This window comes from Micromonospora wenchangensis (genome assembly GCF_002210435.1).
GTDB classification, from domain to species: domain Bacteria; phylum Actinomycetota; class Actinomycetes; order Mycobacteriales; family Micromonosporaceae; genus Micromonospora; species Micromonospora wenchangensis.
This window is the reverse complement of the sequence record NZ_MZMV01000001.1, coordinates 126,356-148,917: the sequence shown is the minus strand read 5'-3', so window position 1 is coordinate 148,917 and position 22,562 is coordinate 126,356. Positions and strand designations below refer to the sequence as shown.

The window sequence follows — 22,562 nt, the reverse complement described above, 5'->3', positions numbered from 1 at the left end:
TCTGATCATCGATGATCAACGATGTCAGGGTGGCGCGGGTGACGGGCGGTGTCCCGTCCCGCGCCGGAGAGCTTCGGAGCCGGGGGACCGGCTGGGGAGGCGAGTCGAATGTTCAGTGGATCAAGTCGTCGGCGGAGTGTGGGTGGCGGCGGGGCACCGCGCGGACCGTGGCACAGCGGATGGCGTCCGCGCCGGTGGGCCGCATCGTTGCTCGGGGCGACGGTCGCGGCGGCGGCCGTGCTCACCGGTTTCGCCTCGCCCGCCCAGGCGGCGACCGCCATCACGATCAACGGCGGGTCCGGTGGCCGGGCGCTGGACGGCATCGGCGCGGTCAGCGGCGGCGGCGGCAACAGCCGGCTGCTGGTCGACTACCCGGAGCCGCAGCGCAGCGACATCCTGGACTACCTGTTCAAGCCGGGCTACGGCGCGGCGATGCAACTGATGAAGGTGGAGATCGGCGGTGACACCAACTCCACCTCCGGCGCCGAGCCCAGCCACGAGCACACCCGGGGCAGCATCAACTGCAACCGGGGCTACGAGTGGTGGCTGATGGAGCAGGCCCGTACCCGCAACCCCAACATCGCCCTGGTCGGCCTGGCCTGGGGCGCTCCCGGCTGGATCGGCAACGGCAACTTCTGGTCCAACGACTCCATCGACTACCTGGTGGCCTGGCTGGACTGCGCGGGCACCCACGGGCTGACCATCAACTACCTGGGCGGGTGGAACGAGAAGGGCTACAACACCACCTGGTACAAGAACCTGCGCTCCACCCTCAACGCCCGGGGCTACGCCAACGTGAAGATCGTCGCCTCGGACGACTTCGGCTGGGGGGCCGCCGACGACTCGCTGCGCGACCCGGCCTTCGGCAACGCCGTCCAGGTCTTCGGCAGCCACTACGTCTGCGGCTACCGCAGCGCCCAGACCAGCTGCCCCAGCTCCAGCAATGCGGTGTCCACCGGCAAGTCGCTGTGGGCCAGCGAGAACGGCTCCGACGACTACAACGCCGGCGCGCAGGCGCTCGCAAGGGGCATCAACCGGGGCTACCTCGACGGCAAGATGACCGGGTACATCAACTGGCCGGTCATCGCCGCCATCACCCCCAACATCCCGTGGGCGACCACGGGCGTGGCGGTCGCCCAGCAGCCGTGGTCCGGGGCCTACTCGATCGGCAAGAACGCCTGGGTGATGGCGCAGACCACCCAGTTCACCGCACCGGGCTGGCGCTACCTCGACGCGTCGAGCGGGTACATCGGCGGCAACCGCAACAACGGCAGCTACGTCTCGCTGAAGTCCACCAACAACAGCGACTACAGCACCATCATCGAGACGATGGACGCCGGTGGGGCGCAGACCCTCGACTTCACCGTCACCGGCGGCCTGTCCACCGGCACGGTCCGGGTCTGGTCGACGAACGTGCGCTCCAACAACACCGCCGACCACTTCGTGCGGGGCAGCGACATCACCCCGAGCGGCGGGCGCTTCTCGCTCACCGTCCAGCCCGGGTACGTCTACAGCATCACCACCACCAGCGGGCAGGGCAAGGGCGCGGCGGTCAGCCCGGCGCAGGGCAACCTGGCGCTGCCGTACGCCGACACCTTCGACTCGTACGCCACCGGCCGTGAGGCGCGGTACCTGATGGACCAGCAGGGCTCGTTCGAGATCGTCGGGTGTGCCGCCGGTCGCAGCGGGCAGTGCGTCAGGCAGATGTCCGAGCAGGCCCCGATCTACTGGACCTCCGGCCAGGCCGAGCCGTACACCCTGCTGGGCGACCTGACCTGGCGCAACTACACGGTCTCGTCCGACGTGCTGCTGGAGAAGTCCGGCTACGCGCAGCTCATCGGACGCGGCAACACCTACAACCACCAGGGCCCGCAGAACATGAACGGGTACTACTTCCGGGTCACCGACGGCGGGGCCTGGTCGATCCGCAGCAACAACACCAGCGGTAACTGGCGCACCCTGGCCAGCGGCAACACCTCGGCGCTGGGCACCGGGCGGTGGCACAACCTGGCGTTCACGCTCAACGGCAGCACCCTGACCGCCGCCATCGACGGCACCACCGTCGGCACGGCCACCGACTCCACCTGGGTCGCCGGCCAGATCGGGTACGGCACCGGCCAGGGCGTCACCGCCCAGTTCGACAACCTCTCGGTCACCGCCGTCGGCTCCCCGGGCACCCCGACGGGTGAGATCCGGGGCGCGGGCTCGAACCGGTGCCTGGACGTCAACGGGGCCAGCCAGACCGACGGTGCGGTGGTGCAGATCTGGGACTGCAACGGCGGTGCCAACCAGCGCTGGTCGCTCACCTCGACCAACCAGCTCACCGTCTACGGCAACAAGTGCCTGGACGTGGCGAGCGCCGCGTCCGGCACCCGGGCCCGGATCTGGAGCTGCACCGGCGGCACCAACCAGCAGTGGCGGCTCAACGCCGACGGCACGATCGTCGGGGTCGCCTCGGGGCTGTGCCTGGACATCAACGGTGGGGCCACCGCCAACGGGTCCGCCGTCCAGCTCTGGACCTGCAACGGCGGCAGCAACCAGCAGTGGATACGCGGCTGAGCGGCAACACCTGACGCAGCGAGCGGGCGGTCCCGGTGACACCGGGACCGCCCGCCGTTTCGGTGCGTTCAGGAACTGGTCGGGGTCAGGCCGTTCGACAACTGACCGTGGGCCAGGTCCAGTTTCCGTTCGCCATGATGGTGATGCCGAAGTTGTTGCCGTTGCCGTTCGGCCTGGCGGTGACGGTGCCGGTGGTGCCGCTGACCGAGGCGTTCCAGCTGTTCTGGATGCTCTGGCCGCCGTTCAGCCCGAGGCTGACCACCCAGTTGCTGGTGCCGCTGACCGCGACGTTCAGGTTGAACCGGTCACCCCACTGCTCGGCGGCCGAGAGCACCGCGGTGCAGTTGCCGCCGGAGGGCGGGGTGGTCGTCGGGTTGGCGGTCGGCCCGCTGGTCGGGTTGCCGCTGCCACCCTCACGGACGGTGATGTCGGAGCTGCCCTGGCTCTGGTAGCCCTCGGTCGCCATGATCTGGTAGCTGTGGTTGGTGCCGAGGTTCAGGCCGGCGCGGGCCCAGGCGTCGAAGTGGTTGGCGGTGGTGATGGTGCCGCTGCTGCGCTTCTGCTGCCGGACGCTCCAGTACTGGTAGAACGTCTGGATGCCGTCGATCGACGGGGCGTTGGTCCGCAGGCTGCGCAGGATGTCGTAGGTGCCGCCGTCGGTGGTCACCGTGCCCAGCCGGGTGGCGCCGCTGCTCGGGTTGTAGCTGCCGAAGTTCTCGACCACGTAGTACTCGATGAGCGGGTTGCGGGTCCAGCCGTACAGGGCGAGGTAGGTGTTGTTGTTGCCCGGGTTGTAGGTGCCCGAGTAGCTGACCGTCCGGCGGGTGCCGGTGGCCCAGCCCTTGCCGCCGACCCAGTTGTTGGTGCTCCGGTCCCAGCTGCTGCTGTAACGGCCGTCGGCGCGCAGCGTCATGCTGGCGTTGCCGTTGTCCTTCCAGAACGAGAAGAAGTAGCCGTTGTGCGTGCCGGTGAGGTTGGAGGTGAGGGTCCGGTCGTTCTCCGCGTACGCGTTGGGCGAGGCGATGAACGTGCCGGTGACGGCGAGCGCCGCGGCGCACGCGGCGCTGAGCAGCAGCCGCAGGCGACCGCTCCTTCGCGGTCGGGTCGAGGTGTCGCGCATGTACGTGTTCCTCCTCGTGACAGCTGGCGGACGCCAGCGACGCGGTACGACCCGGTGGACTGTCCGTGGCCAGGTGCGGCAGCCGGTCATTGCGTGGGTGCCACCACGCGGTGGTGGGCCGGTCGTCCAGCAGAACCGGGGGGACGGGTCGCGGTGGGTGGTGTCGACAGCATCGAGTGCCGTCGATGGCGACGGTAGGGTGTCGATGCTCCGCCTGTCAACAAGTTTCGGAAATCTTCCCGAAACATCGTCCTGAGCAGCGGTCCGACGCGGAACCGATTTCGACGGGTTGACGTCGGCTGTCACCGAGATGGGCCCGCAGGGGGCGTGTGTTAATTCGGCCGCGAGGGGGCCGCCTCCCCTGTATACCCGAAACTTTCGAGAACCGCCAGCCGGGGGTGGACGCGAGACCGCCCGCCCACCGGCCCGGGGTCGCGGGCGGGTGGACGGGTGGTCGGTGACGCGGCCGGGTTCCGGGCGGTCAGATCACCATCGACGGCAGGGGCCAGCGGCGCAGCCGGTGCGGCAGCCACACCAGCAGCTCACCGATCTTCGTGACCAGACCCTCCGCGCCGAAGTCCCGGGCGATGGCGAGGTCGACCCCGGTGACGGCGGCGCCGTCCAGCAACTGGTCGAGCACCGCCAGGTAGGCCGGGTCGTCGATGGTCAGCAGGTTCAACCGGCCGGAGCGGCGGTCCCGCACCTGCACGAACCCCGGGCCCCGACGGTAGGTGCACTTGTCGAAGTAGAAGCCCCTGACCCAGGCGTCGAGCTGCGCGGCCGGGTCGCCCTCGCCCCCCGGCGCGGGGAGCAGCTCGACCGGCGCCCGCAGGTGGCTGTACGGGAGCCACTCGTCGGCCTCGACACCGGGCAGCCGCAGCCGCCAGTCGACGGCGATGCCGTGGCTGGTCAGCTCCCGGACCAGCACCAGCCGGCGGACCGTGTCGACGGCCGTCGCGTCGTCCCCGGTGACCGTCAGGTCCACCGCGTCGGGCAGGTCGACCCGGCGGACCCCCTCGGCGCGCCAGCGGGCGACGGCGTCGGCGGCCGGCTCGCGCAGCTCGGCCGGGCCGATGGTCATGCCGGGGATGGACAGGACGGCCGGGTCGTGGTCCCGGGCGAGACCGACCAGGATGGGCCGCAGACCGGTGTCGGTGGTGGACACGTTCGCTCCCCTCAGACCGCGGTGAGCACGGCCGGCTCGCCCGCCTCGGCGGCGGCCCTGGTCTCCGCGGCTTCGCGTTCCACGTGCAGGTGGTCGATGCGCAGCAGGTCCTGGTTCATCGCCTGCGGCGCGATCTGGATGAACTGCCCCGCGTCCTCGTAGACCAGGCCGAGATCGCGCCAGCGCCGCAGCAACGCCGTGAGGACCGGCTCGTCGACCGACAACCGCCGGCTCAACGCGGCGATGCCGTGCGGCTGGTCGAGCTGCCGGAAGACGGCCACCTCGACCGGGTCGGTCAGCCGCAGCACGTGCCAGTCGAAGTGCTTGCGTCGGCTGACCAGCACGATCTCGTCGCCGAGGTCGTGGTGGGTGAGCCGGCTGCGGGCGTACTCGTGCTGCCACTGCGTGACCGCCCGGTCCAGCCGGGCGGCTGTCTCGCCGTCGATGCCCTGCGGCGGGACGTCGAACAGGTACGCCAGGTCCATCAGCTCCGACTCGGGCAGGTCGTAGATCAGCCGGTACTGCGCCGCCGGCCGCAGGTCGGTGAAACCCAGCTCGGGACGGACGAAGAACGGGCTGAACCGTTCGATGGCGATCCGGGTGCTGCCGTCGGCCGGGCACAGGTGGTGCAGGGCCGGCATCTGCTCGATGACCGGCAGGTAGTCGGCGTCGGTCTCGCCCGGGAACCCGTACAGGTAGTTCCAGGCGATGGTGATCCCGCTGGTCTCCGCGTCGCGCAGCATCCGGATGTTGAGGCAGCCGCTGACCCCCTTGTCCATCAGCTTGAGCACCCGGCTGCTCAGGCTCTCGATGCCGGGCTGCACGCTGACCAGGCCGGCGTCGGCCAGCGCCTGCACCTGCGGGCCCTTCATGTTCGACTTGATCTCGTACTGCAGGCGCAGGTCGTAGCCGGACTCGGTGAGCCGGGGCAGCAGCGAGGTCACGTAGCTCATGTCGAGGATGTTGTCCACGACGAACATGTCCAGCACCTGGTGCCGCTCGACCAGCTCGATGATCTCGTCGTAGAACCTGCCCGGGTGCTTGCTGCGGAACTGCATGAACGAACCGTTGAGGCCGCAGAACGTGCAGTGGTGCTTCTCGCCCCACCAGCAGCCCCGCGCGCCCTCGACGACCAGCCGGGGCTCGACCCAGTTGCGGGCCCGGGAGGCGGCCAGCCGCTCGAAGTAGCCCCCGTAGTCCGGCGCGACGATCTCGGCCGGCGGCAGCGGCTTGCTGCTCATCGGGTTCGCCACCGAACGACCGTCGGCGTCGGCCCAGCACAGACCCTCGATGCCGGTCAGCGCGTCCGCCGGCACCGCGCCGGCCGCCGGTGGCGTCGCGTCGGCGGCCGGCGGGGTCGCGTCGGCGGCCGGCGGGGTCGCGTCGGCGGCCGGCAACGTCGCGTCGATCGCGGCGAGCAGCCGGGGGAACACCGCCTCGCCCTCGCCGCGGACCACGAAGTCGACGAACGAGAAGTTGCGGTGGATCGCGGCGCCCTGCTCGCCGTCGCAGTTCGCGCCGCCCATCACCGTACGGATGCCGGGGGCCAGCTTCTTGACCGCCCGGGCGGTGGCGAGCGCGGCGGCGTTCTGCTGGAACGTGGAGGTGAAGCCGACGACGTCGGGTTCCCGGGCGACGATCCGGTCGGCCAGCTCGGCGACGAACTCCGGCGCCAACCGGTGCAGCTCCAGGTTGAGCGCGAGTTCCCGCTCCGTCATCTGGGTCCGGACGCGGTCGGTGAACTCCTTCACGCGCCATTGCGGATCGTCGTACAGGGCGGAGGAGAAGACCCAGTCGCCGCAGCCGGCGAAATAGGTGAACAACGAGTAGTAGTAATAGTCGCTCAGCCCGAACTCCGTCCGGTCGACCACCCAGTCGACGAAGTCGAGATTCGCGTGGACGGCCTCCACCTCGGCATCCGGCAATTTTTGGCGGACACTGTTGGTGAGGATTCCAATCGCCAACGAGGGGACGTCGATGGAAGTCCAGGGCGTATTGACCAGCAGAACCCGCACGTGAACTCTCCTTTCTCGTGATGTCCGGGCCGGATGACGGGGGATACGGCGTGCGGACCACCTGCCTGGGCGGATGGCCCGCACCCCGTACGGCCGCTAGAAGCTGACCTTGACCGTGACCGTGACCGTGACGTTCGAGGCCCGAAGCTGGTCGCGGTTGCCGTTGATCGGGTCGTTCTCGACAACGTTCTTGCGCATGTCGTTCACCTCCTCTCCGGTATCGCGGGGACAGGTCACGTGCCGGGGTCAGCCCACCGGTCGCGCCATCGCGAGCGCGATCGGGGTGCCTTCGTCCTGCACGCCGTCGAAGTGCCGCTGCATGAACAGCAGCACGGTCTGCATCAGAGCCAGGTGGCTCTGCGCGTCGAAGTCCTCGTGTCCGGCCCGCCTCCGGACCACCTGGTGCGGGACGCGGCGCTCGGCCAGCAGCCGCGCGTAGTGCTCCACCGGCCCCGGCGGGCACCGCACGTCACCGGTGGAGACGGCCAACAGCACCGGCGCCCGGACCCGGTCGACGTAGGTGACCGGCGAGGACCGGGCGTAGCGCTGCGGCACCTCGTCCGGGGTCCCGCCGAACAGCAGCACGTCCAGCGCCCGGACCGCCGGGGTGGCCGCCTCGAACGCGGCGACGTAGTCGGCCACCGGGCTGATCGCGATTCCGAGCCGCCACAGCTCCGGCTGCCGACCGAGCGCGAGCAGGGTCAGGTAGCCGCCCCACGAGGTGCCCCACAGTGCGGTGCGCCGGTCCTCGACGACCCCCTCGGCGACCAGGTGGGCGCGCACCGCGGCGAGGTCCTCCAACTGGGTGAGGCCGACCCCGGCGGAGAAGTCGTTGCGCCAGGCCGCGCCGTACCCGCTGGAGCCCCGGTAGTTGACCCGGACCACCGCGCAGCCGGTGCTGACCAGGATCTCGACCAGCGGGTCGTAGGCGTCGCGGGCGTGCTGGAACGGCCCGCCGTGGACCAGGAAGACGGCCGGCCGGGGGCCTTCCCGGTCGGCCGGGAGGGCCACCAGGGCGGGGATCGGGCCACCCGGTCCGGGCACCCGGATCTCCTCGCGGCGGTAGTCCGCAGGTGCCGCGCCCGCGTCCGGACCGCCAGCCTCGGAGTGACCGCCGGGGTGCTCGGGCAGCTCCACCCCCCGCACGGAGCGCAGTTGCGGCGGGGTCACCGAGTCGGTCCACACGTACGCGACGTCGCCGTCCGGCCAGACCGCCGCGTCCAGGACGCTGCCCGGCGGGGTGTCGACCACCGTCCGGGTGCGGGCGGCGAGGTCCACCTCGTACAGCAGGGTGCGGGCGTGCCGGTCCTGCCGGACGAGCAGCCGCCGCCCGTCGGGAAACCAGCCGGCGGTGATCTCGGTGTCGAAGCGGCACCACCCGTGCCGGACCACCCCCTCGGCGGCGGTCCAGGTGGCCGGGAGGTAGCCCCCCTCGTCCTCGACCACCAGCAGCAGCCGGGCCGGGTCGACGCCCGGTGCGAAGCCGAGCGCCCACACCCGACGGTCCGGCCCGCCGCCGATGGCGGCCACCCGGACGCCGTCGGCGGTGAACACCGTGACCGCCGGGTCGGTGGCGGCGTCCGCACCGACCACCAGCAGCCGTCCGGCCGGGTCGAGGTCGACCAGGTAGGCGTAGCCGCCGACGTGGACGCGTTCACCGACCCGACCGTCGCCGGTGCGCAGGAAGACGGTCATCCCGCCGTCGTCGGAGAGGCCGACGGCGGTGGTGCCGTCGGCGGCCATCGCGATGCCGGCGTGCCGGGCGGGCAGCACCGACGGCAGCGCCTCGACCGACCGGTCGGGACGGTCGAAGTCGCAGGTCCGCCAGGTGCCCACCCCGCCGAGGTCGTCGTCGAACCACCAGATGGTGGCCCCCGCCGGGTCGAGCGCCGCCCGGACCGTGCCGGCCGGCCGGTCGGTCACCTGCCGGGCGGTGCCGGCGGCCCGGTCCCAGGCCAGGATCTCGCAGCGGCCGTCGGCGTCGCCGACGTAGACCGCCCGGTGCGGCGCGTGCTCGGCGACGACCGGTAGCGCCGGATAGAACAGCCGGTGGCCGCGGCTCATCGGCGGGCCTCCTCGGGGTCGGGGCTGGCCCCGGCGTCGCCGTCGGCGCTCCGGCCGTCGTCGGTGGCGGGGTCGGCGGCGGCGCTGCCGTCGGTGCCGGCCGTCGCGCCGGAGCCGGCGCGGAGCTGGCGCACGACGAGAGTGGTGTACGTGGCCAGCAGCGCCAGCGCGGCGGCGAACACCAGGGCTACCGTGGCGGGGCTGTACCAGGCGACCAGCACCCCGGCCAGCAGCGGTGCGGGCGTCTGGAGCACCTCGCCGACGGTGCCCATCACGGTGGCCACCCGACCCTGGAGTCCGTCGGGCGTCAGCGCGATCACCCGGGACTGGAAGATCACCCCGAGCAGCGGGCTGAGCAGGAAGACCAGCCCGAACAGCAGGCCGTAGCTCCAGGTCTGCCGGGCCTGGGACATTGCGACGACCAGGCCGACCATGGCCCACGAGGCGAACACGATGACGGTGACCGGCCGGACCCGGCTGAAGACCATCGGGGCGGCCAACGCGCCGGTGAGGCCGCCGACGCTGGCGATGGTGAGGATCAGGCCGATCGACGCGGCCGGCGCGCCCTGCCGGCCGGCGGTCAGGATGGCGTAGTAGACCAGCGCGCCGAAGGTGAAGTTGATGCCGGCCGCCCAGATCGTCACGAACCGCAGGAACGGCTGCCCCCAGACGAACCGCAGCCCCTCCCGCAGGTCGGTGCGGAACGAGGTGCGCTGGGTGCGCTCGGGGGTGAGGTCGGTGCGGATGGTGGCCACCAGAGCCGCCGCGACCAGGTAGGACACCACGTCCGCCAGGAACGGCAGCCAGCGCGCGAGCTGGTAGAGCGCGCCGCCGAGCAGCGGGCCGGCGATCCGGGCGGCGTTGTTGCGGGCCTCCAGCCGGGCCAGCGCCTTCTGGTCGTCGACGGGCAGCAGCCGCCGGATCGCGCCGGAACCGGCCGCCTCGTAGCCGCTCTGCGCGACCCCCTCGACGAACGCGGCGGCGGCCAGCAGCCCGAGGGTCGGCACACCGGCCGCGACGGAGACCAGGATCGCGGTCATCGCACCGGCCGCGACCAGCAGCGAGACGACCATCATGCGTTTGCGCGGCAGCCGGTCGGCCAGCACCCCCGCCACTGGCGCGGCGACCAGTCGACCGGTGAGGGCCAGCGCGCCCACCAGCCCGGCCGCCGCCGGTGACCGGGTCACGGCCAGGGTGACCAGCGGGAGCACGATGCCGGTGGCCTGCGACCCGATCTGGTCGATCGCCCCGGCGATCCAGTAACGGTGGAAATCGCCGCCGCGGTGGGGATTCTCGCCCGGCTCGACCGCTGCGGTGGGGGTGGCTGTCATAGCCTCGGCCGCACAGTTTCCATGTTTTTCCCAAATCTGTGTGCGAGGTCTGTCGGTAAGAGTTCGCGTGATCCGGGTGACAATTGCTATCCCCAATGGTGAGTGGGGTGCGTCCGAGGCTAACAATGTCGTGTGCGGAAAGCAAGGATTCAAATGCGGCCAGTTATGGCGGTTAATCGGTTGTGGGGATGATGGGCGGCTTGTGCACCTCTGTCAAAGAATCTGCACTACGCACCGAACCTGGGGCCGGTCCGGGTGACGGTTGTTTTCCAGCCAGTGGGATTCGTCGTCAATTAATGACGCGTGACGATGTCACAAAATGCTGCCGTCCTCCCGGTCGACGATTCTGTGAATCCTGTCCGGACCAGGCGACGACGAACGGGTGGACCGGCGCACGGGGTCGCGCCGGTCCACCCTCCTCCGCCGGCCCCCGTCGGCCGGGGGTCGGGTCCGTCAGCCGAGGATCACGCCCGAGGCGCCGACGCCGGCCAGCCCGGAGAAGATGTCCTCGTAGTACATCCGCCACGCGCAGACCCGGCCGGTGGGCCGGTAGCCGGTGCAGGCGGTCGCCGCGCCGCCGTCGTCGATGGCGGTGTTGGTGCCGGTGGCCCAGACCTGGAGGGTGTTCGCCGGGTTGACGATCTCCACCGGGCCGCCGCTGTCGCCCTGGCCGACCGCGTTGGTGCGGGTGGTGCTCTCCGCCTGGACCTGGCCGCAGACCGTGCCGAAGTCACGCACGTTGATGCACAGGTTCCGGGCCTTGACCTGGATCGAGCACCGGGTCCCCGAGTACGCCCCCGAGGTGCAGACGAAGTTGCCGACCTGGCTGGCCTGCGCGCCGATCACCTGGTTGCTGAACTCGCTGACCACCGCGCCGTTGGCGTCGGTGCTGTTGTTGAAGACCCGTCCGCCCGAGCTGCCCGACAGCAGCAGGGTGTCGGTGCCGGCGTTGCGGGTGCCGACGATGCCGATCGACTGCCCGGTCGGGTCGGTCGCGGCGTTGTTGATGTTGCCGCAGTGCGCGGCGGAGAGCATCCGCGCCGACCCGCCCTGGAAGACCCCGAAGCCGGTCGAGCAGCCGCCACCGGTGGTGGCGTTGCGCCACGCGCCGCCGCCCCACCACGGCGCGGTGTCGTCCCACCGGGTGGCCGGCGCGGCGGAGACCCCGGTCTGCACGGTCACCGGGACGCCGGCCATGCTGGCCGCGCCGAGCAGGCCGCTCTGCGTGCCGACCAGGAGTCCGGCGCCGTCGGCCCGCGGCCCGACCGTGGTGATCCTGTCGCCGGCCGAGCGGCGCAGCTTGGCCGCCGCGACGTCCAGCTCCCGTCGGGTGTACGCGGCGGGCAGCACCTCGGTCGGCACGGTCGCCCGGCTGGTCGCCACCAGGCCGGCCGGTGCCTCGCCCTTCCAGAAGACCTGTAGCTTGCGGGCGGTGGGATCGGCGATCACACCGGCGAAACCGGACTTCGCGTCGCGCTGCGCGAGCTTCGTGATCCGGGCTGCGGCGGTGTTCATCCGCTGCTGGAGTTCGAGCAGCTCCTTCCAGGAGGCGAAGCCGCCCGGCACCGGCGTGCTGTCGACGAACGACCCGGCGGTGGTGGCCTTGCCCCCGGCGGCGGGAGCGGGCGCGGCGGTGGCCGGTGCGGTGGCCACCCCGGCGACGAGCATGGTGACGCCGAACGCCGTGGCGGCGGCCCGGCGCAGCAGCCCGGTCGACCGCAGCACGGTCGGTTGTGGACGAGACATACGTACCCCTTCCCCAGGGTTTCTTGGTGCGGGCCTCGACCCGCCCTGGGGACATTGACAGGCGTCGGGGGTGTCCGGCGGCGCATCCTGGACACCACCGGACACCCCCGGACAGCGCCGGACGGACGGCGGACGAACGCTGGGCGGCTGCGCCTGGCGAAACCCGCCCGACATGGAACTGTCATACATCGGCGGTCGCCTACCCGACGCTGTGCCGCCGGTCCTACCCTCCCCCTGTCGGCAATCCGGGGCGACGGATGGCCGGGGGTGGAGGCCGCATGTCCGACCAACGGGGACCTTCGGGCGCTCGGCAGACGATGGCCGGGACGGTCCGCTCGGCGTCCCCGGTGTCCCCACCGGACACCGGGGTGCACACCGTGCCGGAACTGGCCGCCCTGCTGCGTCAGCTCCGCCGCCGGGAGGCCCGGCAACAGGGCGAGACCCCGCTGACCTACCGCCAGCTCGCGGCGAAGACCGGCTGGTCGCGGGGGGTGATCGGGGAGTACTTCGCCGGGAACATCCTGCCCCCGCCGGAGCGCTTCGACACCCTGATCCGGCTGCTCGGGGCCAGCCCCGCCGAGCAGGGGGCGCTGGCCACCGCGCGGGACCGGGTCGAGGAGCGCCGCCGGCTCGCCAGCCCGGAACACCCGTCCACCGGCCGGGCCGGTCGCGCGGTCGTCCGTTCCCGGGCCGGCGGCGGGCGGGCCGGCACGCCGCCGGCCCGGCTGCCGGTACCCCGCCAACTGCCCCCGGCGCTGCCCGGGTTCGTCGGCCGGGCCGCGCAGCTCGCCCAGCTCGACGCCGGTTGCGCCGGCCACGGCACGCCCGGCGACGGCGAGCCGACCACCACGCTGACCCTGTCCGGTACGGCCGGCGTCGGCAAGACGACCCTGGCGGTGTACTGGGCCCACCGGGTCGCCGACCGCTTCCCCGACGGGCAGCTCTACGTCGACCTGCGCGGATTCGACGCCACCGGCGCGGTGGTCACACCCGCCGAGGCGGTACGGGGCTTCCTGGAGGCCCTGGAGGTGCCGCTCGAACGGATTCCCACCCACCTGCCCGCGCAGGTGGGGCTCTACCGCAGCCTGCTCGCCGGCCGGCGGATGCTGGTGCTGCTGGACAACGCCCGCGACGTCGAGCAGGTCAGGCCGCTGCTGGCCGGCAGCCCCGGCTGCCTGTTCCTGGTCACCAGCCGCAACCGGCTGGCCGGCCTGATCACCGCCGAGGGGGCCCGGCAGATCGCCGTCGACCTGCTCAGCACCGCCGAGGCGTGGCAACTGCTCGCCCGGCGGCTCGGCCCGGACCGGCTGACCGTCGAGCCGCAGGCGGTCGACGAGATGATCGAACGCTGCGTACGGCTGCCGCTGGCACTGGCCGTGCTCGCCGCGCGCGGGGCGGCACACCCCACGTTCCCGCTGGCGACCATCGTCGACGAGCTACGCGAGTCGCCGCGCCTGCTGGACTCCTTCGACGGTGGGGACACCGGGACGGACGTGCAGTCGGTCTTCTCCTGGTCGTACCGGAACCTGACGCCCGCGGCGGCGCGACTGTTCCGGTTGCTGGGCTGCCACCCCGGGCCCGACGTCGGGCTGGCCGCGGCGGCCAGCCTGGCCGGCCTGCCCCGCAGCCAGGTGTCCCGGCTGTTGGCCGAGCTGGCCCACGCCCACCTGGTCACCGAGCACGCGCCCGGCCGGTTCGTCGCGCACGACCTGCTGCGCGCGTACGCGGGGGAGCTGGCCGGGAACCTCGACCCGGCCGGGGACCGGGAGGCGGCGGTCCGGCGGGGACTGGACCACTACGTGCACACCGCCCACGCGGCGGCGCTGCTGCTGCAACCCGGCCGCGACCCGGTGGCCCCGGCCGACCCCCTGCCCGGGGTGCACCCCGAGGAGCCGACCGACCACGGGCGGGCGCTGGCCTGGTTCACCGCCGAGTACCCGGTGCTACTGGCGGCGGTCACCCACGCCGGGCGGCACGGGTTCGACGGTCACGCCTGGCAACTGGCCTGGAGCCTGGTGGATTTCCTCCAGCGCCGGGGCAACTGGTCGGACCTGGCCGCCGCCCAGCAGGCCGCCCTGGCCGGGGCGCGGCGGGCGGGCGACCGGCCCGGGCAGGCGAACGCCCACCGTGATCTCGCCCGGGTGCTCAGCCGGCTGGGCCGGGTGGACGAGGCGGTGGAGCACTACCGGGAGGCGTTGATCCTGTTCGGCGCGCTCGGCGACCGCACCGGTCAGGCGCGTACCCACCGGGCGTTCGGGGCGATGCTCGACGGGCTCGGCCGGCACGCCGAGGCGCTGGGGCACGGGCAGCGGGCGTTGGCGCTGTACCGGGCCGCCGGCCACCCGGCGGGGGAGGCCAGCGCCCGCAACGCGGTCGGGTGGGCGCACGCCCAGCTCGGCGAGTACGGCCCGGCGCTGGAGCACTGCGCCCAGGCGTTGACGTTGCTGCGCCCGACCGGCGACCGGCACGGCGAGGCGAACACCTGGGACAGCCTGGGCTTCATCCACGACCGGCTCGGCCACCACCGGCAGGCGGTCCGCTGCTACGGCCAGGCGTTGGCGCTGTACCGGCGGATCGGCGACCGGTACGACGAGGCGGACACCCTGGCCCGGCTCGCCGAGACCCGGCACGCGGCGGGCGACCTCGACGGGGCGGTGCGGACCTGGCGACGGGCGCTGGACATCCTCGACGACCTCGGCCACCCGGACGCCGCCCGGGTCCGGGAACGGCTGAACCGGGCCACGACCGGGACCGCGGCCGGGGACTGACGATCGGCGGCACCCGGCACCCGGCACCCGGCACCTGGCACCGGCGGAAGAGACCGGCCGGTGCCAGGTAGCCCGGGGTCAACCCGTGGTGCAGCTCGGCACCGGGAGGCCGGGGCTGCCGGTGGACGAGCCGAGGAACCCGAACGAGGTGCTGGCACCGGCCGCGAGCGCGCCGTTGTAGGCGACGTTGCGGGCGGTGACCGTCGTGCCCTGGCTGGTCACTGTCGCGTTCCAGGCCTGGGTGACCCGCTCGCCGTTGGCGTACGCCCAGGTCACGGTCCAGTTGCTGATCGCCGAGGTGCCGGCGGTGACCCGTACCTCGCCCTGGAACCCGCCGGTCCACTGGCTGGTCACGGTGTACGTCGCGGTGCAGCGCGCGGTGCCCGGGGGCGGGGTGGTGGTGGGCGGCGGCGGGGTCGTCGTCGGCGGTGCGGTGGTGGTGGGCGGCGGGGTGGTCGGGGCGGGTGACGTGGGCGACGGGGGCGGGGTGGTGACCGGGCCACCCCAACCGGCGGTGGAGTCCAACCAGGCCGCCCGGCGCAGCATCCAGTCCCGCATGGCCTGGACCTGGCCCTGCCAGGTGGACGCGGTCGGGGTGTAGAACGGGCCGACCATCGGCGCGGTCAGGTTGGGCCAGCGCTGGAAGTTGCGCTGCGCGGCGTTGGTCAACGGTGCGGCCAGCGCGTTGATCCGGGTCTGCAGGGCGGCGTCGGCGAGCGGGCCCCGGCGTAGCGTCTGCCAGCGGGACCGGAGCTGGTTGACGAAGGCCGGATCGCGTACGAGTTGCGGGAACCAGTCGTTGGCCAGCGGCTGCCGGGTCTGCTGGTACTGCCAGCCGGCGATCTGGTCGTTGCCGAAGTAGCCGCCGACGCCGAAGGTGAGGTCGTAGTCCCACAGCGGGCCGGCGAAGATCTTGGTGTCGCGGTCCTTGTAGAAGTACGCGCTGCGGATGTAGGAGTCCATCTCCCGGCTGAGTTCGTTGAGGACCATCTGGTCCACGAACGAGTCGACGTCGATGTACTTCCGGTAGCCGGTGACCGGGTCGGCGGAGTTCGGTGCCCGCAGCACGTCGTTGAACTCCTGGACGTAGCCCCGCAGCCAGTCCCGCTGGGGTGCCTGCAACGGTGAGGGGTCGCGCACCTCCAGGTAGTTCCAGCAGGTCGCCGCCGCACCGGTGCAGGTCAGCGTCGGCTCCTCGGCGGCCAGCCACTCGAAGCTCCAGATGTACCCGCCCTGGATCTTGGGCAGGGTCAGGTCGTCCTCGTCGAGCTGCTTGAGGTCGAGCCGGTTCTTCGAGTTCTTGATCGTCTCCACCAGCATGTAGACGCCCATGTAGTCACCGGCGGCCACCGGGGCGGCGTCGGTGTTCAGGTAGAACTCCACGAACCGGTACCGCGGCGCCGGCATGCCCATCTCGCGCCCGAGGTCGTAGACGAGCGCCTCCCGGATCAACGCCTTGTCGCTGAACGGCCCGCGCAGCACCCAGTCGGAGTCGGCCGGCATGCCGAGCACCGGGTAGTCGGCGTCGTCGTTGTCGTTGCCCCGCAGCTCGACGCGGTACGGCGTCTTCTCGAACGACGCCGACGACTGGCCGCGCAGGTGGAACCCGGCACGGGTGGCGACCGTCGGGGTCGCGGCCAGCGAGGTGGTGCCACCGCCGCCCGGCTCGAAGACCATGGCGGTGGCGTCGAGGTACTCACGGCCGGGCTTGCCGGCACCGTACGAGTCGAGCAGGACCACCGGCAGGTCGTGGGCGGTGGCGACGTTCTGGGCGACGTACATGGCGGTCCCGGGCGCACCGGCGGCGGTCTGGCCGACGAAGGCCTGCCCGCGGAGCTGGGTGGTCCGGGTGAACCGCAGCGGTGTGCCGGCGTACACCGGCGACTGCGCGGTGGGCAGCCGGCCGTCGGTGGTGTAACGCACCTGCGCGCCGCCGATCGCGGTGCTCAGCGACACCGTCATCTCCCCCTGGAAGGTGCCGCTCGGCCGGGAGAAGACGATGTCGCCGACCAGCTCGTCCGCCGCCCCGGCGGCGGCAATGGCGTCGGCGGCGGAGGTGTCCAGGCCGGTGGTGACCCCGGCGCGGGCGGGGGGCGGGCCGGCGGTCGCGGCGGACGGGCCGGCCTGTGCGGTGTGCGGCACGAGGAGCCCGGTGAGGAGCATGGCCACGGCCGCGATCCCGACGGTACGTCGGGTGGGCGGGCGGACGGTCAGACGCACGATGTCTCCTGGGTGACTCGGGTGGTGGTGGATGCCGGTGCCGGCGCGGCCGACCCGGTGGCGTCGCGGAAGTGGCGGCGCAGCGTCCGCCGCCACGGCACGTCCGGCAGGTCCGGTCGCAGGGCGGCCAGGCCGGTCGCGTACTTCGAGATGCGGGCGGGTCGGGTGCCGCGCTGCCACAGCAGCCGGTCGACCGGGCCGGCCGCCGACCGGGTCTTGGTCTCGACCACGGCGACCCCGGGTAGGCCGAGGGCGCGGCGGTCGTCCTGCCAGTGCAGGTCGGTGTCGATGGTGACCCGGCTCGCGGTCGCCGGCAGCAGCAGCGTGGTACGCCGGTAGCCGGTCACCAGCACGGGTTCGAGGTGACCACCGGCGGGGGCGGACCGGATCGACTCGCGGTCGAGCGCCTCGTCCACGAAGTCCCGCCCCGACCGGACGGTACGACGGTCCTCCGGCCGGTAGGGCAGCCGGTGCTTGGTGACCAGCCCCCGGGCTCCGCTGACCTTGACTTCCAGCCAGCACTGCGCCGAGTCGAGATAGGTGCGGGTGCGCACCTTGAAGCGTCGCCGCCGCCGGTACGCCGCGCCGTGGTAGCTGGCCAGGCAGGGGGTGTCGAAGTACACCGACTCGTAGCGGAAGGTGCGGTTGCCGTCGATGTCCAGCACCCGGGCGGACGGGGCGATCCGGTCGAGCAGGCCGGGCAGTTCGTCCAGGGCGACGACGTACTTGCGGTCCACCCGGCTCTGCAGCGCGGCCCGGTCGATCAGCTCGGCGAGCCCGACCGGGGGCAGGCCGGCCAGCGCCGACGCGAACGGCGGCGGGGTCATCGACGTGCTCCCGCCGGCACCGGCGAACCGGGGGTGGTCGCCGGGGTGCGGTGGGCCACCGAGTAGCGCACGTCGACCACGGTGGTCTCGTTCACCAGGTCGACCCGCTGGGCGGTGGCGACGTGCACCCGGGCGTTGAGCAGCTGTTCCAGGTGGGCGACGAGGGCGACGTGGTCGGTGACGGCCGAGTCGAGCACCAGGATCTGGTGCCGGTAGTGCCGGAACACCCGGCGGTGGTCGCCGAGGAACATCACCGCGAGGATGAGCGCCATCAGGCCGCCGTTGAGCCAGACCGAGCGGGTGCCCAGCGCGCCGAGCAGGCCGAGGGCGAGGGCCGAGAAGTAGTACGCCACCTCGTGCTGGTCCAGTTCGGTCGAGCGGAGCCGGATGATGGACAGCACCCCGAACAGGGCCATCCCCAGCCCGACTCCGGCACCGACGTTGCTGGCGCTCAGGGCGCTGGCCACCGCGAGGACCCCGACGTTGACCCCCAGGTAGGCGACGACGAGGTCGCGGCGTCGGTGTCGGGGGAAGTAGAGCCCGAACACGAGCAGCGCCACCGCGCAGATGTCGATCGCGAACAGGATGACCTGCGTCATGTCTCTGGTTCCTCCCGGCTCGTCGGCGTGCCGGTCCGGCACCGCCTGCGTCAGCCCGGGGAGAAGCCACGGCGGTCAGCCGGAGCCGATCATCTTTTCGGTAAACTTTCGGTTACTCTTTCGGAACTGTAGGCATAACATTGAGAAACGTCAATCAGTTGTCCTGTGTGGGTGACGTGGTGAGACGCCGACGAGACGGCTGCTCCGGGCGGGGGAGGGGCGGCTGGCGGAGGGCCGCACTCGGCGGAGTGTCCGGGCCGGGGTGTCGAAACTTTCGGGACCGTCCGGCGCGGGATGGCCGGAACCTTCGACGGGGCGTCCGGCGGGTGTCAGAACAGGGTGAGCGGCCCGGTCGGGATCGGTTCGGGCAGCGCCGCCAGGGCGGGCACCCGGGCCCGTACCTCGTCGTGGAACCGGCGGGCGAGCAGCGGTGCGTCGGCGTTGTCCGGGGTGTGTACGAACACGGTCGGCGAGCGGCCCTCCCGCAACCAGCCGGCGGTGATCTCCACCCAGCGCTGCCAGCCCGCCACGGTCTCCGCCTCGGCGTCGCGGCCGAGGTACCTGACGATCGGCCGGTCGGTCAGCGCCGCCGTCCGCAACGGCAGCCGGGGCTTCTTCGTCCACGCCTCCCGTTCCGCGTCACTGGTCGGCGGGGTGCTGAAGAACGCGGTGGTGTCGAAGGGCACCCACTCGGCGGACGCCTCGGCGAGCACCGCCTCCAGCAGTCGCGTCGCGCGGGGCTCCCGGAAGAAGGCGGGGTGCCGGACCTCGACGGCGTACCGGTGTCCTGGTGGCAGCCGGCGCAGGAAGTCGGCGAGCACGGGGACGTCCGTCGGGGTGAACGACCCCGGCAGTTGGATCCACAGGGCGTGCGTCCGGCTGCCCAGGGGGGCGATCGCGTCGAAGTAGGCCCGCAGCGGCGCGTCGGCGTCGACGAGCCGCCGTTCGTGGGTGACCACCTTCGGCAGCTTGAGGACGAACCGGAAGTCGGGACCGGTCTGCCGGGCCCAGGACTCCACGGTCTCCCGGGTCGGGGTGGCGTAGAACGTGGTGTTGCCCTCGACCGCGTCACACCAGCCGGCGTAGTGCCGCAGTCGCTCGTGCACCGGCAGCGGGTGGGCGATCAGCCGCCCCTGCCAGGACCGGTGGGTCCACATCGCGCAGCCGACGTGCAACCGCATGCTCCCGACCCTCCCGCGACGCCACCCGACCCGTCCGATCGCCGCACGCTATCGGAGCGCCGGCGACGCGCCACGGGCGGTCCGGTGGACCCGCCCCGGAGGTCGCGGATCGTCAACTTCCGGTTGACGATCCGGGAGCGTCAACCTATGGTTGACGCATGACGGAATCCACTCAGCTCCCGCACCCTGTCCGCCTCGACGAGCTGATCCAGGCCATCAAGAAGGCCCGGCCGGACGCGCTCGACCAACTCAGCGACGCGGTGCTCGTCGCCGACCACCTCGGCGACCTCGCCGACCACCTGATCGGCCACTTCGTCGACCAGGCCCGCCGCTCCGGAGCCTCCTGGACCGAGATCGGCAACAGCATGGGGGTGAGCAAGCAGGCCGCCCAGAAGCGCTCCGCCGCGAAGGCCGACGCGGCCGCGACGCTGGACCCCAACGCCGGCTTCAGCCGCTTCACCCCGCGTGCCCGCAACGTGGTGATCGCCTCGCAGGAGGAGGCCCGCAGCGCCGGCAACCCGGAGATCCGCCCGGAACACCTGGTGCTCGGCCTGCTCGCCGAACCCGAAGGCCTCGCCGCCCGGGCCCTGGTCGCCGAAGGGCTGGGCCCGGACGCCGTCCGGGAGGCGGTCGCCGCCGCGCTGCCCGCCGCGTCCGACCAGGTCCCCGACCTGATCCCGTACGACGCGCAGGGCAAGAAGGCCCTCGAACTCACCTTCCGGGAGGCGCTGCGGCTCGGGCACAACTACGTCGGCACCGAGCACATCCTGCTGGCCCTGCTGGAGTTGGAGGACGGCACGGGCGTGCTGTCCGGCCTCGGCCTGACCAAGGAGCGGGCCGAGGCCCACCTGGCCGCAGCCCTCGCCGGATTCGCCGACGGCAAGTAACAGCCCGACCTGGCCGGGGGCCGTCCCGCACGGCAGGCCGGGAAAGGGAAGGGCAGGCCGGGGCCGGGCGCGGCACCGGGGGCGCGCCCGGCCGGCCGGTCAGTCGCCGGTGGGGAAGCCGTACCGCAGCGCGTGCTCCGGGTCGGCCGGGTCGATCTGCCGGATGCCGGCGTCGGCGAGGCGCTTGTTGACCTCGTCGAGCTGCTCGCGCACCAGCCGGGCCTCGTCCTCGGTGACCCGCCCCCGGTGCGGCTTCCCGGCGTGCTCCAGGGTGCCGTAGTCGATCTTCTCGGTGCTCTTGCGGGCCTTCGGCGGGCGGACCCGCTCGGCGGTACGCAGCAACTGGGCCATCGGGGTGTCGGTCGCCATCGCGTCGAACTCGCTGGCGGTCAGCACCACCCGGCGCGGTTCCCCACCGGCGTGCCGGTCGTGGATCTCGACCACCGCCACGTCGAGCGCGGCGTCGTCGATGCTCTCCACCTCGGTCACGGTGGCGTCCAACTGCACGGGCCCGGCCACCAGGTCGGGGTGCTCCAGCACGACGACCCGGACCACCTCGTCGTCGGGACGCAGCACCGTGCCGCTGAAGTCGGAGACGTGGATCGTCTTCTTGCCCATGCGCTGCGGTTCTCCTGTCGCTGGCCGGAATCGACCACAAGACGCTACCCGACAGGTGTGCGAACGCCCCGGCCGGACACCCCGGTGGGACGGTTGGCGCGTGGTGGAGCCGCCGGCGGCCGCGCGGTGGCACCCGGCGGGTCGGCGCGGTCGTCGGTCGCCGGTCCGGGCGCGTCCGCCGGTGGCCACGGGGGACGGACCGGGGCCGTCGTCGCGGGCGCGCCGTGCCGGGTCAGTGGGCGGTGAGGCCGCGTCGGGAGGAGATGCCGGCGGGGAGGGTGTTCAGCTCACCCCAGGACAGTCGGGCGTCGACGCCGCGACCGCACCGGGCCTCCCGGTAGCGCGGCTGGGCCGGGAACCGGCCGGCACCCCCCGCGGTGTTCCACAGTCGTGCGCTGTCCTGCTGGTACCGCTCGTTCGGCTGCATGGGCATGGCCATTACCGTCCCAAAGAAAGGTGTCCATGTATGGAAATAGATATGACGCACGGTCGATGGACCGGGTTCCGGTGAGGCAGCTCACGGTCCGGTTCCCCTCTACCCATGACGCGCTCCCGGCAACCGGGCGTCGGCCGGGACGGCCCGGCGTACCGTGGATCATGAAGTGATCCACCGGGTGAGAGGGGCGGGCGGTGCTGGACCGGCGGCTGTACCTGCACCTGGCGACCTGGCTCGGGCAGTGGCCGGCGCCGCCCGGCCTGCACGTGGTCGGCTCGTGGCGGCGGGTGCGTCCGGCCTGGGACGGCCGGGTCCGTCCGGCGGTCGCGGTCCGGGCCGGCGGCAGCACCGTGCTCTCCGTGCCACCCGGGCTGGTCGCGGCCGTCCGTGAGCTGGCCGCCGGACCCCGGTCCGCCCTGTCCGGGGCGCTGCCGACGCTGGTCGGGCAACCCGGGTGGGTGGTCAACGACGACGTGTTCCGGTGGTGCCTCGCGCCGGCCGCGCTCCCCGACGTGGGCTGCTGGACGCCCCCCGCCGATCCCGCCCTGCCACCCTGGCTGCACCTGTTCGACCGCGAGGTGCTCGTGGTCCGGGACGCCGACGGCGGTTACCTGGCCGGCGTCGGCATCAAGCGGCACGACGCGTACGGGCACGAGCTGGCTGTCGGCACGGTGCCCGCGGCGCGCGGCCGGGGGCTGGCGCGCCGGCTCGTCGCGCAGGCCGCCCGCCGGGTGCTCGACGAGGGCGCCGTCCCCACCTACCGGCACGATCCGGCGAACACCGGTTCCGCCCGGGTCGCCGAGGCCGCCGGGTTCGCCGACCGGGGCTGGTCGACCTACGGCGTCTACCCGCCGTGAGGGCGGCGGGCCGGCGGCGCGGACCGTGGATCCCGGGCCGGATCCACGGTCCGCTGCCTGCCCCAGGCCCCGCCGTGACCGGTGGCCACCGGTCGACCCTCGGTGCCGGTCACGCTACGTACTCGGATGCCCGCTCGGCAAGGGGTGGCCGGCGGGTTCTCTCTGTCCA

16 protein-coding genes are annotated in these 22,562 nt (G+C 72.6%); 4 read left to right on the top strand and 12 right to left on the bottom strand.

Going from position 1 to position 22,562, the window contains the following annotated elements; all coding sequences use genetic code 11:
- Positions 1 to 108 precede the first annotated feature (108 nt).
- Complete coding sequence (locus B5D80_RS00580) at positions 109 to 2,559, top strand: ricin-type beta-trefoil lectin domain protein (protein WP_088641745.1); 2,451 nt, start codon at positions 109 to 111, stop codon at positions 2,557 to 2,559.
- An 85-nt stretch (positions 2,560 to 2,644) separates the two neighbouring features.
- Here the strand turns inward: B5D80_RS00580 and B5D80_RS00575 are convergent, their stop codons facing one another.
- From B5D80_RS00575 to B5D80_RS00550, 6 genes are all read right to left on the bottom strand, one after another.
- Positions 2,645 to 3,679 carry a glycoside hydrolase family 11 protein gene (locus B5D80_RS00575; RefSeq protein WP_088641744.1) on the bottom strand — a complete coding sequence of 345 codons (1,035 nt, stop codon included), beginning with the start codon at positions 3,677 to 3,679 and terminating at the stop codon, positions 2,645 to 2,647.
- Between the two features lie 481 nt (positions 3,680 to 4,160).
- Positions 4,161 to 4,844, bottom strand: a complete 684-nt coding sequence (locus B5D80_RS00570; protein ID WP_088641743.1) for a DUF5825 family protein — start codon at positions 4,842 to 4,844, stop codon at positions 4,161 to 4,163.
- A gap of 11 nt (positions 4,845 to 4,855) precedes the next feature.
- Entirely contained in the window at positions 4,856 to 6,859 is a 2,004-nt protein-coding gene (locus tag B5D80_RS00565) for a RiPP maturation radical SAM C-methyltransferase (RefSeq protein ID WP_088641742.1), read from the bottom strand.
- A 246-nt stretch (positions 6,860 to 7,105) separates the two neighbouring features.
- Positions 7,106 to 8,923, bottom strand: coding sequence for a prolyl oligopeptidase family serine peptidase (locus B5D80_RS00560; RefSeq protein WP_088641741.1), 1,818 nt, complete (start codon positions 8,921 to 8,923; stop codon positions 7,106 to 7,108).
- Positions 8,920 to 10,254 (bottom strand): MFS transporter, encoded by a 1,335-nt coding sequence (locus tag B5D80_RS00555; protein ID WP_088641740.1) that lies wholly within the window; start codon positions 10,252 to 10,254, stop codon positions 8,920 to 8,922. The genes B5D80_RS00560 and B5D80_RS00555 overlap by 4 nt, the downstream gene beginning before the upstream one ends.
- A gap of 453 nt (positions 10,255 to 10,707) precedes the next feature.
- Positions 10,708 to 12,000 carry a chymotrypsin family serine protease gene (locus B5D80_RS00550; protein WP_144081525.1) on the bottom strand — a complete coding sequence of 431 codons (1,293 nt, stop codon included), beginning with the start codon at positions 11,998 to 12,000 and terminating at the stop codon, positions 10,708 to 10,710.
- A 278-nt stretch (positions 12,001 to 12,278) separates the two neighbouring features.
- Between B5D80_RS00550 and B5D80_RS00545 the strand changes: the two genes are divergently transcribed.
- On the top strand, positions 12,279 to 14,768 hold the full coding sequence (locus tag B5D80_RS00545) for an ATP-binding protein (protein ID WP_088641738.1): 2,490 nt from the start codon (positions 12,279 to 12,281) through the stop codon (positions 14,766 to 14,768).
- Positions 14,769 to 14,846: 78 nt separating this feature from the next.
- On the opposite strand, the gene B5D80_RS34690 is transcribed toward B5D80_RS00545, so the two are convergent.
- The 4 genes from B5D80_RS34690 to B5D80_RS00525 all read right to left on the bottom strand — a co-directional run bounded on the left by B5D80_RS34690 (position 14,847) and on the right by B5D80_RS00525 (position 19,571).
- On the bottom strand, positions 14,847 to 16,988 hold the full coding sequence (locus B5D80_RS34690) for a CotH kinase family protein (protein ID WP_425437132.1): 2,142 nt from the start codon (positions 16,986 to 16,988) through the stop codon (positions 14,847 to 14,849).
- A complete protein-coding gene (locus B5D80_RS00535) occupies positions 16,979 to 17,815 on the bottom strand; it encodes a polyphosphate polymerase domain-containing protein (RefSeq protein ID WP_088641737.1) in 837 nt (278 codons plus the stop codon). The genes B5D80_RS34690 and B5D80_RS00535 overlap by 10 nt, the downstream gene beginning before the upstream one ends.
- On the bottom strand, positions 17,812 to 18,414 hold the full coding sequence (locus tag B5D80_RS00530) for a DUF4956 domain-containing protein (RefSeq protein WP_088641736.1): 603 nt from the start codon (positions 18,412 to 18,414) through the stop codon (positions 17,812 to 17,814). The genes B5D80_RS00535 and B5D80_RS00530 overlap by 4 nt, the downstream gene beginning before the upstream one ends.
- A gap of 329 nt (positions 18,415 to 18,743) precedes the next feature.
- A complete protein-coding gene (locus B5D80_RS00525) occupies positions 18,744 to 19,571 on the bottom strand; it encodes a DUF72 domain-containing protein (RefSeq protein ID WP_211291348.1) in 828 nt (275 codons plus the stop codon).
- Between the two features lie 182 nt (positions 19,572 to 19,753).
- On the opposite strand from B5D80_RS00525, the gene B5D80_RS00520 reads away from it, so the two are divergent.
- Positions 19,754 to 20,482, top strand: a complete 729-nt coding sequence (locus B5D80_RS00520) for a Clp protease N-terminal domain-containing protein (RefSeq protein WP_088641734.1) — start codon at positions 19,754 to 19,756, stop codon at positions 20,480 to 20,482.
- 99 nt (positions 20,483 to 20,581) lie between these two features.
- Here B5D80_RS00520 and B5D80_RS00515 read toward each other — a convergent pair whose 3' ends face one another.
- Together B5D80_RS00515 and B5D80_RS00510 are read right to left on the bottom strand one after the other, a co-directional pair.
- On the bottom strand, positions 20,582 to 21,100 hold the full coding sequence (locus tag B5D80_RS00515) for a hypothetical protein (RefSeq protein ID WP_088641733.1): 519 nt from the start codon (positions 21,098 to 21,100) through the stop codon (positions 20,582 to 20,584).
- A gap of 232 nt (positions 21,101 to 21,332) precedes the next feature.
- On the bottom strand, positions 21,333 to 21,533 hold the full coding sequence (locus tag B5D80_RS00510; RefSeq protein WP_088641868.1) for a DNA repair protein: 201 nt from the start codon (positions 21,531 to 21,533) through the stop codon (positions 21,333 to 21,335).
- Between the two features lie 197 nt (positions 21,534 to 21,730).
- On the opposite strand from B5D80_RS00510, the gene B5D80_RS00505 reads away from it, so the two are divergent.
- The gene (locus tag B5D80_RS00505) at positions 21,731 to 22,393 is read left to right on the top strand and encodes a GNAT family N-acetyltransferase (RefSeq protein ID WP_088641732.1); all 663 of its coding nucleotides are present in this window, start codon (positions 21,731 to 21,733) and stop codon (positions 22,391 to 22,393) included.
- The last annotated feature ends 169 nt before the right edge of the window (positions 22,394 to 22,562 follow it).

What these genes read in the sequence shown, in the direction of transcription:
- B5D80_RS00530 (WP_088641736.1), bottom strand. Translation starts at nt 18,414, where the DNA reads ATGACGCAGGTCATCCTGTTCGCGATCGACATCTGCGCGGTGGCGCTG.
- B5D80_RS00510 (WP_088641868.1), bottom strand. Translation starts at nt 21,533, where the DNA reads ATGCCCATGCAGCCGAACGAGCGGTACCAGCAGGACAGCGCACGACTG.
- B5D80_RS00575 (WP_088641744.1), bottom strand. Translation starts at nt 3,679, where the DNA reads ATGCGCGACACCTCGACCCGACCGCGAAGGAGCGGTCGCCTGCGGCTG.
- B5D80_RS00535 (WP_088641737.1), bottom strand. Translation starts at nt 17,815, where the DNA reads ATGACCCCGCCGCCGTTCGCGTCGGCGCTGGCCGGCCTGCCCCCGGTC.
- B5D80_RS00580 (WP_088641745.1), top strand. Translation starts at nt 109, where the DNA reads ATGTTCAGTGGATCAAGTCGTCGGCGGAGTGTGGGTGGCGGCGGGGCA.
- B5D80_RS00550 (WP_144081525.1), bottom strand. Translation starts at nt 12,000, where the DNA reads ATGTCTCGTCCACAACCGACCGTGCTGCGGTCGACCGGGCTGCTGCGC.
- B5D80_RS00525 (WP_211291348.1), bottom strand. Translation starts at nt 19,571, where the DNA reads ATGTGGACCCACCGGTCCTGGCAGGGGCGGCTGATCGCCCACCCGCTG.
- B5D80_RS00520 (WP_088641734.1), top strand. Translation starts at nt 19,754, where the DNA reads ATGACGGAATCCACTCAGCTCCCGCACCCTGTCCGCCTCGACGAGCTG.
- B5D80_RS00515 (WP_088641733.1), bottom strand. Translation starts at nt 21,100, where the DNA reads ATGGGCAAGAAGACGATCCACGTCTCCGACTTCAGCGGCACGGTGCTG.
- B5D80_RS00545 (WP_088641738.1), top strand. Translation starts at nt 12,279, where the DNA reads ATGTCCGACCAACGGGGACCTTCGGGCGCTCGGCAGACGATGGCCGGG.
- B5D80_RS00560 (WP_088641741.1), bottom strand. Translation starts at nt 8,923, where the DNA reads ATGAGCCGCGGCCACCGGCTGTTCTATCCGGCGCTACCGGTCGTCGCC.
- B5D80_RS00555 (WP_088641740.1), bottom strand. Translation starts at nt 10,254, where the DNA reads ATGACAGCCACCCCCACCGCAGCGGTCGAGCCGGGCGAGAATCCCCAC.